Raw genomic sequence first — 13154 nt, 5'->3', positions numbered from 1 at the left:
CCCGCCGCCCCCCCCCCCGGGCCCCCCCCCCCCCCCGCCCCCCCCCCCGCCCCCCCCCCCCCCCCCACCCCCCCCCCCCCCCCCCCCCCCCCCCGCCCCCCCCCCCCCCCCCCCCCCCCCCGGGGCGGGGCGGCGGCCCCGCCGGCGCGCCCCACCGCCCTGTTCATCACTCGATCAGCGACAGCACGTAATCACGTACCGAGGGGTCGTAGCCGGCGGCGATCTCGCGGATGGCGGGTTCCGCGGCACTGCGAAAGGCGGCGACATCCGGCTCGACGACTTCCATCCCCTCTTCCTTCAGCTTGGCGTACATCTCATCCTGACCGTTGGCGACCATCTCATCGCCCCAGCTGGTGGCCTCCTCGATAGCACCGAGGATAATCTCCCGGTTCTCCTCGGAGAGCCCCTGATAGAAGTCCTCGTTCATCAGCCAATGGAAGAAGGAATACACATGTTCGGTGCGGTTGATGTAGTCCTGCACCTCGTAGAGCTTGCCGGCGTGGATCAGGTCGACCGGGTTTTCCTGCATCTCGATCACCCCGGTCTGCAGCGACGTGTAAACCTCGGGCCAGGCGATGGGGCTGGGGAGCGCACCGATCTGCTCCCAGATCTTTATCCAGGGGGCGATCTCCGGCACCCGCATGCGCACGCCTTCGATGTCCTCCGGTGTGTGGACGGGGAACTTGGAGGTCAGGTTGCGCGGATTACGCGCCGAGAGCCCCACCAGCCGAATGTTGCCGTTGGCGATCAACTGCTCATTGAGCAATTCGCCGCTCTCGCCCCGATACACCTCGCGGGCCTCATCGCTGGAGCCATAGACGAACGGCAGGTCGGCGGCGGCAAATTTCTCGGCATACAGGCTCATGGGCATCGAGCCGCCCAGCGCGATGGCGTACTCGCCATAACTGGCGCCCTCCAGATGATCGCGTTCGCCCCCGACCTCGGTGCCCAGCAGGGTCACCGAGTATTCGCCGTCGGTTTGCTCCTCAATGCTCTGCTTGAGCCGCTCGCCGACCTTGAACATGGCATGAGAGGGTTCCACATGGATGGCGATGGCCATTTCCTCGGCTGAGGCATTCATCGCGGTTCCGAGAGTGACGAGACCGGCGAGTACGATGCCGCTGGCTTTTGTTGTCTTCATGTCGGCTTCTCCTTGACGGATTGCGCGTAATTGGCGTGATCGATGCTTCATCCTGAAAACGGGCTGCGAAAGGCCCGCAACGCGACCGCGAGGTCGGGTTCCTGCTTGGCGTGATCCTCCAGAGAGACCCCGCTGGATGCGGCCTCCCAGGCAGCACGTATACTGCGGCATCCGGCCGCGACTCCGTCGGGGTGAGCCATGATCCCGCCCCCACAGGTGTAAATCAGGTCGGTGGACTGCAACTGGCTGAAGGTGGCATGGGCCTGATGAACGGTTTGCGCCGAGGAAAACACCGGCATGGCACGGTCATCTCGCTCCGGTCGTTCCAGTAGCGGCCTCAGACAGGCACGGGCAGAGTCGATTACGGACGCATCAGCTTCGGCGAACTTGCTGGCGAGTCCATTGACGTGCAGGTGGTCGGCCCCCGCCAGTCTCAGCAGTGCTTGATAGGCGCGATAGCTCATGCCGATCTGCGGGTGGCGATAAAACAGCCCCCATCCGTTGCGATGGCCATGAATCGCCAATTGCGCATGACGACGCAGCCCCATCAGTGCCCCCAGGCCGATCCAGTTGACGCTCGCCATGACGCAGGTCCCGCCATGGTCGCGAACCAGGTCATGACGATGGCGCATCTCGTCGGTGTCGCCGGTGATATTGAAGGCATACATCGGCTTACGCCCGGTCCGCTGAGCATGCTCCTCGATGACCCGCATGACCGCGGGGACTCGCTCGCGTAACGGTGAATAGGGAGGATCGGCGATCAACTCATCGTCCTTGATGAAGTCGATTCCGGCCTCGATAAGCTGTTTGACCAGCGCCGCCGTCTCCTCCGGAGACAGCCCGACACTGGGCTTGATGATGGTGCCGATCAGGGGACCGTCACCAACACCGGTCAGCCGCCGTGTGCCGTCAATCGAGAATTGTGGGCCCGGCAACGCCTCGATGAAGCGGGTCGGCAGTTCAACGTCCATCAAGCGAATGCCGGAGAGCTCCCGCAGCTCGGTGAGGTTGCCCAGCACCGTGGCGAGCAGATTGGGCAGGCTGGCCCCGATGTTCTCGAGCGGCCAGGACAGGGTCACGTCGGCTCGTGCATAGGCATCGCCTGGAGGGGCTCCCGGCAGAGACGGAGTGGTGACCGTCTCCCGGTGGATCACCGCTTCGACCCGGGCGGCGTGCCGCTCTCGCAGGGCCTCGGTCTCCCCGGCCAGCTTGAGAAAGGTGCCGGAGGATTGCTCGCCAGCCATCGCCTCGGCGGCCCGTTCGGGGTCGCATGGAGTTTCAATGCGATAGCTGGCGGTGAGCCGCGGTGCCGACCCTGGGTTACGGGACGTCTCCATTGGCGTGCTCCTGAGCCGGCTTGAGCCGGTCGGTTGTCATTGTTTACGAGCAAGCTAGCACGGGCCATATGGTAGCGCTACCAAGCTATGGTTCTGAGCCTAGCAGCAGCCAGTTGGTAGCGCTACCATAAAATCCAACCTAGACTGGGACGCACCAAACGCAACCTGTATCAATCGAGGACACCAGCCCATGGCGAACGAGAAGCCATTGCCCCAGGGAAGACGTCGCCACCAGGGTGTCAACCGGGTCACCATCAGCGACGTGGCCAAGGAAGCCGGGGTGGCCCCGATCACGGTGTCACGTGCCCTGAACACGCCGGACAGGGTGTCAGCAAAATTGCGTAAACGTGTCGACCAGGCAGTGGCTTCACTGGGCTATGTCCCGAACCTGATCGCCGGAGGCCTGGCATCGGCGGGCACACGGGTCATTCCCGTCGTGGTGCCATCGCTATCGATCCTGACCTTCATCGAGGTAGTACACGGCATCCAGCAGACCCTCGAGGGCGCCGGCTACCAAGTGCTACTGGGCTCCACCGATTTCGACCTGGATCGAGAGGCGTCGCTGATCGACTCGGTCATGGGCTACTCGCCATCGGGGGTCATCCTGACCGGTCTGCGACATCACGACAGGACCGTGCACCGTCTCCAGACATGGGGGCGCCCGGTGGTCGAGATCATGGAACTGGGTACCCCCTGCATCGACATGAATGTGGGAATCGACAACATCCAGGCCGGCGCCTGTATGGCCCAACACCTGCTGGATCGTGGCTATCGTCGCATCGCCTTCCTCGGGGTCGGCATGACGCGTGACTATCGTGCACAGCAACGATTCGAGGGACATCGCCAGGTGCTAGCCGCCGCGGGTATCGAGAGCAATTTGTTGTTCGCGAGCGAGGAGCCGTCGTCTTATGAAGCCGGTCGCAGGGTGTTCCTCGAAGCGCTGGCGGCCCGCCCCGACCTCGAGGCGATCCACTTTGCCAACGACAACCTGGCAGCCGGTGCGCTCCTGGAAGCCAACCGGCGAGGAATTCGCGTGCCGGAAGATATCGCCATGGGCAGCTACCTGGGCCTGTCGCTCGGGGAACACCTGACGCCGAGACTCACCACCGTCTCGGTACCACGCTTCGAGATGGGCGTGGAGGCCGCGAAGCTGCTGCTGGAGCGCCTGCAGGGTCGGACACCCTCTCAGCCTCGCGTGGATATCGGCTATCGCCTGACCGTGCGCGAAAGCACCTGACGTCGATAACGGGGAGACCACTGCATGCAACGACTCTTGGCCGCCTTCTATGGCGACGACTTCACCGGTTCGACGGAAAATCTGGCGCAATTCAGCCGCCATGGCCTGCGGGGCCGCCTGTTCTTCACCAGCAATCATCGTGAGACGATTCTGGACATGGCCTCCCAGCTGGACGTCGTCGGACTCGCGGGCACGGCCCGTGGGCTCGCCCCGCCGGCGATGACCCAGGAAGTGTCCCCTGCCCTGGACCTATTGGACGCCCTGAACCCCCGCCTCAAGCAGTTCAAGATCTGCTCGACCTTTGATTCGTCACCCAGTCTCGGCAGCATTGGCCATGTCATGGATCTGGCCCGACGCCACTGTCCGGGATGCGCGCTGCCCGTCCTACCCGCCACGCCGGCCTTTGGTCGCTATACGGCGTTTTCCCATCTCTTCACGCGGTATGGGGACGAAATCTGCCGACTGGACCAGAATCCGGCGATGGCGCATCACCCCTCCACGCCAATGACCGAGTCGGACCTGCGATGCCACTTGATGGCGCAAACGGCCATTGCCCCGGCGGCGGTGACGCTGCTGGATTATCGGCAGCCGGACGGCGGTTGGCAGCGACTGGCATCCGCCGCCGATGCAGAGCGCTTCGTGGTGCTCGATGCGACGCATACAGACGAAATGTCCCATGCCGCCGAGTTGATCCTGAAGCTCGCCGAGCAACGGCCCACCCTGGCGGTGGCGGCACAAGGCCTGGCCGATGCCCTCGGCCGTCTGGTCACGCGGAACATGGGCCAGCGGAAGCCACTACCTACCACCTATCCCGGAGCGAACCGGTTACTGGTGCTGTCCGGCAGCTGCTCACCCCAGACCCGCAGTCAGCTTGCGCATTTCGAGGCACAAGGCGGCCACATTCTGGCAGTATCGCCCGAGGAAGCGTTACGCGCCCCTGCTGCGCTGGCACAACGGCTCGCCCATGAAGTAACGGGAGCGTTTGCCAGCAACCAGGCGGTGGCCCTCGCTACGACCCGCTGCGATGCCGATCTGGCCGTTGGGCTGTCGGCCGATCGGCTGGCACTTGCGGTCGGGGAAGTCTACGCCCTCCTGACCCACCATCTCCGCCGGGGCGATTCCATTCAGCGCATCGTCTTCGCGGGCGGCGATACCTCCAGCCATGCCATGCGACAACTCGGTGCCGATGCCCTCGAGTTGGTAGCCTTCGATGAGGCCCAGGGCGGACATCTGTGCCGCCTGATCGCCCCCGGCTCTCCACTCGAGGGGCTAGAGATAGTGCTCAAGGGCGGCCAGATCGGCGGTGAGGACTTTTTCACGCGAGTGAAGTGCGGCACGCAAGTGAACTGACCCCATGAGAACAACGATAGAGAGACCAGCATTTATATCGTACTCGGGGCGATGCAATGAAGATTTCCGAGCAAATGCCCGAGTGTCTCCTCCTCTCCTTCACACCGGAAGACAATCGTCAGCCGATGAGCCTCGAGCAGGTCAAGCCGAAGCTGTTCATCAAAAAAGCCTGACCATAAGTTAATCGGCGACCTCGAGTTTCAAGCACAACCCTCATTTTCTGCATTGATAACGGTTTACGAGTTCTCGCTCCCTCCACGACAACGTGGAGGAGGCGAGACAAAGAAAGCAATTAAAGCGATCATGTTATGCATTACAGCTAACGGCCAGAAGCGGTCTTTGGGTGAGCTCTAATATAACGTCTGTAGCATGCGCGGCTTGGACTTCCCCCACTGTAGTGGATGCGCAGCCGTAAAGAAAATGCCGCTGCCGTGCTCGCAACAAGCCACCAAACCAACTTCCCAGCAAAAGCACTGAGCACGCCGTTTCTACAAACCTCCCATAGCGTTGGTTTCCCGATCTGGCTGATTGGCGTCATCCAGAATTTATATACCTCCAGCCCTGACTTTGTTACTTGCAAGCTACTGTAGTTGGGGCCCAAGCATCCATCAGAACTTTTCACTCCCTCAATATATCCCTCTGGAATCATGTCTAGAAGAGAGCAATACGTATTGTATTTTTCTGAGTCGCTGGTTGCTCGACCTATAGCTGAAACTTGGAACTCATCTGTACTGGTGATCTTTCCCTGCTTTACTTTCTCAAATAGCTCTACTTGCACTTAATTCTTCCGGGTCAGTTTTTAGGTATAATGCACCGCTAACCGGCGCGATGTACGAGTGCCAGGTTGCGCGGATTGTTACCGCGGACGTAGATACGGTCTGACGAAATTCTCAATGGTGGATACCGCATCTTGAATCGTGTTAGTGAGTTCGTTGTCTTGGCTTGTCACTGAAGCGTGCGCGGTGCTGCGCATTTTATTGGCGAAATCGCGGTCACTCTTAAAGTTCTCACCGCCAACCGCCTTATCTTCGATAATCGCCTCCATAGCTACTTGAAGTTCCCGTGCGCATTGCCGTAGCGCGTCGCCTGCCTTTCGGATATCACTTCCCCACAGGGCTTCCGCCTCCAACAGCTGTGCGTCTAACTCCCGAAGAGCGTCACGTACTGGCTCCCAGCGATTCTGGTAGATATGCGCCCATGCTTTCGACTCCTGCTCAGATTTCACACCTTTGTCGACGGCGGGATAGTCCTTGGGAAACTCCGCACCTTGGATGAACGGAGTCCTGCAATATCGGAGCTCATCCCGCACACGATACGTTGCACGGATGAGTTGTCGCGCAACCTCGAATTGAGTTCTCCCGCGGAGTTCTCTGCTCCAACTTCTGAGCCCAAGAACGGCTACGATCGCGGTTGTTGCTGCCGCAATCGAGACGAGAAACTCCTTTGCGATTGAAACCACTTCCATCATGTAGGAAACCATTCATAACAAATATTAGACTGCATTCTTGTATATAGACCGGAACACACATGCTGCCTTTTCCGACATGTCCCCTTTGGTCGGCAGCTGCTATTGCACGTAGCAGATACCGACCAAAGCGGATGTCCAAAACTGCGCTACAATGCTGACAGTAGGACCGCTAACCAGCGCTGAATCTTACTTTTTCTTAGGAGGGCTTTTGGGCGCCAATTCAGACTTCTCCGGCTTATGACCATTCGTTGCAGGTTCTTTTTGGGGCTGATAACCTTTCTTGATAGGAGCATAGCCCCGCTGATCATATCCTTTTTTATTGTCAACCATGTTTTTCATCTCCACTATTATATAACTCCACAGAACGTATCTCTGAGGATAGAATGATAATACCAGCTGATTGCTCAGCCTGCCTTTCGAATCCACCGTCTTCGTTCAACAACCATTCTTCTTCCAGATATATTTACTCCTCAGAGGGCGCGCTTGAAGCAAAGGATTTATGGCCGAACTTCCCCGCGACCTTCTCTCCATCCTTTAGCGTAACTATGATCCAACAAGGATGCCTCTGGCTAAAGACAAAGTCCCAAGGCTTTTGTATGGGGTGAGGAATAATATTCTGCACAAAGCTCCACTGCCTTAAGAACCTCCAAGCAACAACCCACAACATCGGCGCTAGGAAAAGAACAAACAGCCAGAAAAAAAGATAAACATTTGGATGACTTGCCGAAATTGAGCTTTTCTCAATTAGACTTATAGGCCAAAACAAAATTGCATAGTTGAGGCAACTATATGATATAGCATCGATAACTTGCTTTGATGAGTCTGCATGTCGAGCGGGTGCCAGGAGCTCATAGGCCTTGATCGCAATGAATCCAGGCACTACAAAAGCAATAAAGATTATAAGCTTGCTTTCATCCCAAATATTCAAATATCAAACCTAATATGCAGTGGTGAGCATGTCTATTTCAATCTGTCCTATACCTCGACTGAAACGACATGCTAGCGTACTAGCTTGAAGAGTGGCAACCACACTCTGCGACACACCAAACACTCTTCTCATATCACTACTACTGGCCAAGGCAACATAGAATCATTCGCTTACATTATCAATCGTTTCACATTTTTTACCCTTCCGTAGCGCGGATGCACCCATAATTGTAGATAATTACCGGGCTCGGATACGAAATCTCCAACGGGAATGCTTTATGTCTGCTTTGGGTCGATAGCAGCCCTATCTCTCCTCAGAAATATCCAAATACTACAAATCCCCCCATCCGCTCATTTACTCAGCCTGCCACTAAATTAGCTGAGGATCTAGCATGGTGCGAGCTTCATTGATCTGAGATAGGCGCGGAGGGGCTGGCCACTGAGTTCATCGAGAAAAGCGTCGCCCTACTCCCCAAACCGCCCCTTCAGGTAGTCGATGATGGGCTGGGCGCCGTAGAGCCAGCGTTCTTCACCCTCGGATTCATGAATGTACAGACAGGGCACCTCGAGCTTGCCGCCCTGCTCTTTCAGGGTCTTGCTGTGTTCGGGCTCGAGGCGGGCGTCGCGGGTCTCGATCGCAAGGCCGAGGCGGGTGATCTCGCGCCGTACGCGGATGCACTCGGGCTCGCTCCAGAACTGGTAGAGCGCCAGGCCCTCGCAGGCCTGATCGACCCGAGCCTGTTCGGGTTCGTCGCGCGAGACCTCGCGGCGCGTGCCGAGCTTGTCGGCCACCCATACCACCGGCGCCAGCAAGGTCTGAATCAGCGATCGCATGATGTTGTCCTCCTGCCATCAAGATATGGCGCGGGCCGCCGATGACATTTAGCTGTACATCGTTTCGGCCAGAGTCGGCCCGGCCGGTCCCGTGATTACGCTAGCATATCCTGGCCGCGGGCTTGCCAAGGCCCGGGGCCGGCACGAAGATGTCCGGGCCATGGCCCATCCACCAGGCCCACCGACGAGCCCCATCAACAAGAGTCAGGGAATGACCGCCGCCCGTTTCTCCACCTTCGAACTGCTGCTGCTCCAGAGTCGCGACCAGGCCGACAGCGCCGCCCTGCTGCTGCTGGCCTGGGTGCTGACGCAGCAGGGGCCGGTCGGGGAGTCGGAGCGCGCCCACCTGGTCGCCCTGACCGGGGCCTTCCGCCACGGCCACGAGCTGACGCCACTGCTGGAGATCGCCGCCAGCCAGGACCTGGGCGCCATCCAGCTCGCCGCCGAGGTGCTGCAGAAGGAGCTGCATGGCGAGACCTCCCGCGCCTTCCTGCGCCTGGCGGTCACCCTGGCCACCGAAGACGCCGAGCCGACCCTGGCCAACCACCATATCCTGCGCTTCCTGGCGGACCTGCTGGGCGTCTCGCCGCCCGAGTTCGCCGCACTCTATGCCTCCCAGGCCGGCCGGCCGCTGAGCGAGCCGGCCGACCCCAGCCGCAGCGACTACTGGCAGCGCCGCGAGCGGGGCTCCCGGGAACGCCGCCGCGAGCGGCAGCCCGATGCCGAGGACCCGACTGAACACGCTGCCGAGCAGGAGAGCCGTGCGAGCCGTCGCGAGCAGCGCGCCGAGGCTCGTCGCCAGGCGCGCGAGGCCAAGGCGGAGGCCAAGCGCCAGCGCCAGGCAGAAAAGGAAGAGGAGAAGGCACGCCAGTACGCCGAACGCGAGGCGGAACGTCGCCGCAAGCAGGCCCGGCGCGAAGCCGAACGGGAACGTCAGCGTGCCGAGCGCGAGACACAGCGCGAACGCCGTCGGGATGACCGGGAGCGCAAGCAAGAGCACCGCGACGATCGCAGCCAGCGCTCGCGGGCCGGCAACGAAGGGGCGAGCCACGTCCACCAACGCGCCAATGCACCCGACCCGCGCATCCGCAGCGCCCTGGTGGTGCTGGGCCTGGAGCCCGGCGCCAGTCGCGGCGAGATCCGCAAGGCCTACCGGCGCCTGGCCCAGGCGCACCACCCTGACCGCTTCCACCGCGAGGGCGAGGCCATCGTGGCCAGCGCCTCGCGGCGCTTCCAGCGGATCCGCCGCGCCTACGATTTCCTGATGAAGGTGAGCTGAGATGCGCGACCTCTACCAGCGACTGCGCCTGTCCGTGGACGCCGACGATACCGCCGTAGCCGCGGCCATCGATCGCTGCGAGCACACTGGCCTGAAGGCCGATGCCGCCACCGTGCTGCAGGCGGAATGGCGCCGCGCCGAGTACGACGCCCTCCACGACACCCTCTCCGACATCGGCCGACTGCGTGCCCGGCTGGGCCTGACCCACGCGCCCTACTGGCGCGCCGGCCCCGCCGACGACTTCTCGCTGCCGCCGGGTCCGCCGGGCTCGCGCTTCGAGGAGTGGATGCAGCGCCTCAACCGCGCCGCCCTGGCCCACAACCGCGCGCCGCGCCGGCGCCTCGCCGTGGCCGTGCTGTGGCTGGCCACCCTGGCGGGCGGCATCGGCCTGGGGATGTTCCTCTAACTGGTCTGGCGGACCACCAATTCAACCGGCATCGACACGTGGCGCGGCGGCTTGCCCGCCAGCGCCTCGCCCAGCAGCTCGACGCTCATGGCGGCAATGCCGGCAATGTCCTGGCGCACCGTGGTCAGCGAGCCGGCCAGGGTCGGCAGGTCGTCGAAGCCAGTGACCGCGACCTCGCCCGGCACCTCGAGGCCGAGATCTTCCAGCGCCGTCAGGCAGCCGCGGGCCAGCTCGTCGGTCTCGCACACCAGGCCGTCGTAGGCCCGCGGCTCGTGCGCCAGGCGCCGGCTCAGCCAGCGATAGCCGGTCAGCGCCGGGTCCAGGTTGGGAGGAATATCGATCAGCGAGGCCTCGAGGCCGGCCTCGTCGAGGGCCTGGCGGTAGCCGCCCAGGCGATGCTGGCTGTGGGGGCTCTGCAGGTCGTCGCCGACGAAGGCGATGCGTCGTCGCCCGCCTTCGACCAGATGGCGAGTGGCCAGGTAGATCCCGTGGCGATCCTCCGGCGCCACCGAGAAGCTCTCCCCGGCCGGCCCGATGCGTACGAAAGGCACGCCGTGGGAGGTCATCAGTTCAGGGCGCGGGTCGTCGGCGAACTCGCCGAGCAGGATGGCCGCGCCGGCCTGCTCGGGCAGGCTCGCGGTGCGGTCGTGGGGGAAGAAGATCGGCACCATGCCCTGACGATGCAGCGCCACGGTCAGGTGCTGGTAAAGCAGGATGTAGTAGGGCCGCAGCTCGAAGTCGCGACGCCCCAGCGATATGCCCACCACCGCGGCCTTGCCGCTGATCAGCTGGCGGGCGGCGGCGCTCGGGCGGTACTCGACGTCGCGGCTGATGGTGAGGATGCGCTCGCGCAGCGCCTCGCTGATGCCCGGCTTGTCGTTGAGCGCGCGGCTGACCGAGGCGATGGAGACCCCCGCCCGCCGCGCGATTTCCCGTATGTTGGCCGTCTTCGACGGTTCTCTGCTCATCGCCTGCCTCGTCACCGGGCGGCCGGCCTCGCGCCGGCCACCATCTGCTGCCGCCTACGTCGCTTGCGACCACGGGATTGTGCCCGATCGGACGGAGCGGTGCGACCGCCGCCCCGCCATGACGGGGCGGACGACGCGGTTCAGGCAGGCTGGCCCGGTGCCGGGGCGGCCTGCCCTTCCAGGCGCAGGCCACCGCCCCGGGCGTCGGAGTCGAAGCAGGCGTCCAGTACCCGCTGCAGGGCCGCGCCGCGGTCGAAGTCGGGCTGGTCGTTGACCCCGCTTGCGACGCCGTCGACGAAGCGCCGGTAGATGCTCGGCGTGGGCGGGGCGCTGAGCTCGGTCCAGCGCGCGGGGTGCACGTCCTCGCCGAGGCACACTTCCAGCTTGTCCCGGGCCGCATCGAGGTCGACGCGCAGCGCGCCGCGATCGCCGTGGATCGAGAGCGCCAGCGAGTTGTGGTGGCCGGTGGCCCAGCGGGTGGCCTGAACCGTGCCCAGGGCGCCGCCGGCGAACTCCACTTGCATCAGGGCGCTGTCGTTGGCGTCGAGGGTGTACTCGCCGATGCGGTTGTCGGGCGCCTTGTCGAAGCACTTGAGCCGGCAGGTCACGGCGGCGATGTCGCCCACCGGGAAGCTCGCGAAATCGAGGATGTGCACGCCTACGTCGCCCAGCACGCCCTTGCTGCCGTGGGCCTCGGAGAGCCGCCACAGCCACTGGCTGTCCTGGTCCCAGCGCCCCCAGGCGTCGCTCACCAGCCAGCTCTGGCGATAGCTGGCATCGACATGCATCACCCGCCCCAGCCGGCCCTCGGCTACCAGCTCGCGGGCCAGCTGAATCGCCGGGGCATCGCGATAGCTGAGGTTGACCATGTTGATCACCCCGGCCTCGCGCGCCGCCGCGGCCATCTCCTCGGCGTCAGCGGCGTTGGTGGCCAGCGGCTTCTCGCAGAGGATGTGCTTGCCGGCGGCGATGGCGGCCAGCGACGTGGCCTTGTGCACGCCGTCCGGGGTGACGTTGCTCACTGCCTGGATGTCGTCGCGGGCCAGCATGGCCGCCAGGTCCGAATAGGCCTCGGGGATGCCGTGGGCCTCGGCAAAGGTGCGGGCCTTGTCGCCGTCCAGGTCGCACACCGCCACCACCTCGACGTCGCCGAGGGCGCGGAAGCGCTTGGCATGCTCGCCGGCCATGCTGCCGGCACCGATGATCGCCAGTCGCATCATTTGAAGCCCTCCTCGCCGGGCTTGTGCAGCCCCTCGCCCTTGACCTCGACCGGGTTCGGCGCCTGCTCGGGCGGCACGTTGGGACAGCTGTCGATCCACCGCGAGCCCTCGGGGCAGGCCCACTTCACGCCGTTCTTGAGCACCCGGCGTACCTGCTCGTCGTAGTAGATCGGATAGGTCTCGTGGCCGGGGCGGAAGTAGAAGATCTTGCCGTTGCCGCGCTTGTAGGTGAGGCCGGAGCGGAACACCTCGCCGCCCTCGAAGGCGCTGATGAAGATCACCTCGTCGGGGTTGGGCACCGCGAAGGGCTCGCCGTACATCTCGGTGTGCGGCAGCTCGAGGTAGTCGCCCAGGCCCTGGACGATGGGATGGCCGGGATTGACCACCCACAGCCGCTCGCGCTCGCCCGCCTCGCGCCACTTCAGCGAGCAGGTGGTGCCCATCAGGCGCTTGAAGATCTTGGCGTAGTGGGCGGAGTGCAGCACCAGCAGGCCCATGCCCTGCAGCACCCGCGCCTGGACGCGGTCGACGATCTCGTCGCGCACGTCGCCGTGGGCCGCATGGCCCCACCACAGCAGCACGTCGGTGTCGTCGAGCAGCGCCTCGGTGAGGCCGTGCTCGGGGTCCTGCAGGGTGACGGCGCGGGCCTCGATCTGCGGGTCCTCGTTGAGCCCGGCGGCGATGCAGGCGTGCATGCCCTCGGGATAGATGCGCGCTACCACCTCGTTGGTCTGCTCGTGGACGTTCTCGCCCCAGACCGTGACCTTGATCGTCATGGATTGGCTCCTCTTGGCGTTACCTGGACATTGCCCTGGCGGGCGATGGAAACGCCGCCGATGCCGGCGACATGGCGTCAAAGTAAACGTTTACGAGCATTTCGTAAACGTTTACTCATTGCGACAATGGTCGTATCTTATCGTCCGACGACATCGATATGCTGAGGGAAAGCCCTGCTCTTCGAGGGAGTGATCCTTAGATCCGGTCCGT

General features: G+C 63.0%; 12 protein-coding genes and 1 pseudogene. 4 read left to right on the top strand and 9 right to left on the bottom strand.

What is annotated here, in order from left to right:
- Window positions 1-166: 166 nt before the first annotated feature.
- Together FHR96_RS19940 and FHR96_RS19935 are read right to left on the bottom strand one after the other, a co-directional pair.
- Window positions 167-1141, bottom strand: coding sequence for a TRAP transporter substrate-binding protein (locus FHR96_RS19940; protein ID WP_183389481.1), 975 nt, complete (start codon window positions 1139-1141; stop codon window positions 167-169).
- A gap of 47 nt (window positions 1142-1188) precedes the next feature.
- Window positions 1189-2478 carry a ribulose-bisphosphate carboxylase large subunit family protein gene (locus FHR96_RS19935; protein ID WP_183389480.1) on the bottom strand — a complete coding sequence of 430 codons (1290 nt, stop codon included), beginning with the start codon at window positions 2476-2478 and terminating at the stop codon, window positions 1189-1191.
- 190 nt (window positions 2479-2668) lie between these two features.
- Here FHR96_RS19935 and FHR96_RS19930 point away from each other — a divergent pair, with 190 nt between their 5' ends.
- On the top strand, window positions 2669-3715 hold the full coding sequence (locus FHR96_RS19930) for a LacI family DNA-binding transcriptional regulator (RefSeq protein ID WP_183389479.1): 1047 nt from the start codon (window positions 2669-2671) through the stop codon (window positions 3713-3715).
- Window positions 3716-3739: 24 nt separating this feature from the next.
- Window positions 3740-5065: a four-carbon acid sugar kinase family protein gene (locus FHR96_RS19925; protein WP_183389478.1), complete on the top strand. Its 1326-nt coding sequence runs from the start codon at window positions 3740-3742 to the stop codon at window positions 5063-5065.
- A gap of 856 nt (window positions 5066-5921) precedes the next feature.
- On the opposite strand, the gene FHR96_RS19920 is transcribed toward FHR96_RS19925, so the two are convergent.
- From FHR96_RS19920 to FHR96_RS19910, 4 genes and pseudogenes are all read right to left on the bottom strand, one after another.
- On the bottom strand, window positions 5922-6533 hold the full coding sequence (locus FHR96_RS19920) for a hypothetical protein (protein WP_183389477.1): 612 nt from the start codon (window positions 6531-6533) through the stop codon (window positions 5922-5924).
- A 186-nt stretch (window positions 6534-6719) separates the two neighbouring features.
- Window positions 6720-6863 carry a hypothetical protein gene (locus FHR96_RS19915; protein ID WP_183389476.1) on the bottom strand — a complete coding sequence of 48 codons (144 nt, stop codon included), beginning with the start codon at window positions 6861-6863 and terminating at the stop codon, window positions 6720-6722.
- Window positions 6856-7461: pseudogene (locus tag FHR96_RS22780) on the bottom strand (DUF6338 family protein). Before FHR96_RS22780 ends, FHR96_RS19915 begins: the two are co-directional and overlap by 8 nt.
- Before the next feature lie 464 nt (window positions 7462-7925).
- Entirely contained in the window at window positions 7926-8294 is a 369-nt protein-coding gene (locus tag FHR96_RS19910; RefSeq protein ID WP_183389475.1) for a glutaredoxin family protein, read from the bottom strand.
- Between the two features lie 211 nt (window positions 8295-8505).
- Here FHR96_RS19910 and FHR96_RS19905 point away from each other — a divergent pair, with 211 nt between their 5' ends.
- Together FHR96_RS19905 and FHR96_RS19900 are read left to right on the top strand one after the other, a co-directional pair.
- Window positions 8506-9573 (top strand): J domain-containing protein, encoded by a 1068-nt coding sequence (locus FHR96_RS19905; RefSeq protein ID WP_183389474.1) that lies wholly within the window; start codon window positions 8506-8508, stop codon window positions 9571-9573.
- A 1-nt stretch (window position 9574) separates the two neighbouring features.
- Window positions 9575-9979: a hypothetical protein gene (locus tag FHR96_RS19900; RefSeq protein ID WP_183389473.1), complete on the top strand. Its 405-nt coding sequence runs from the start codon at window positions 9575-9577 to the stop codon at window positions 9977-9979.
- On the opposite strand, the gene FHR96_RS19895 is transcribed toward FHR96_RS19900, so the two are convergent.
- From FHR96_RS19895 to FHR96_RS19885, 3 genes are all read right to left on the bottom strand, one after another.
- Window positions 9976-10947, bottom strand: a complete 972-nt coding sequence (locus FHR96_RS19895; RefSeq protein WP_183389472.1) for a LacI family DNA-binding transcriptional regulator — start codon at window positions 10945-10947, stop codon at window positions 9976-9978. The two genes, FHR96_RS19900 and FHR96_RS19895, sit on opposite strands and share 4 nt — an antisense overlap.
- A 140-nt stretch (window positions 10948-11087) precedes the next feature.
- Window positions 11088-12167 (bottom strand): Gfo/Idh/MocA family protein, encoded by a 1080-nt coding sequence (locus FHR96_RS19890; protein WP_183389471.1) that lies wholly within the window; start codon window positions 12165-12167, stop codon window positions 11088-11090.
- Complete coding sequence (locus FHR96_RS19885) at window positions 12164-12943, bottom strand: ThuA domain-containing protein (RefSeq protein ID WP_183389470.1); 780 nt, start codon at window positions 12941-12943, stop codon at window positions 12164-12166. Before FHR96_RS19885 ends, FHR96_RS19890 begins: the two co-directional genes overlap by 4 nt.
- Window positions 12944-13154: the final 211 nt, after the last annotated feature.

The organism is Halomonas organivorans, from assembly GCF_014192055.1.
GTDB classification, from domain to species: domain Bacteria; phylum Pseudomonadota; class Gammaproteobacteria; order Pseudomonadales; family Halomonadaceae; genus Halomonas; species Halomonas organivorans.
The sequence above is the reverse complement of the archived record's forward strand: the minus strand, read 5'-3'. Positions and strand labels throughout refer to the sequence as shown.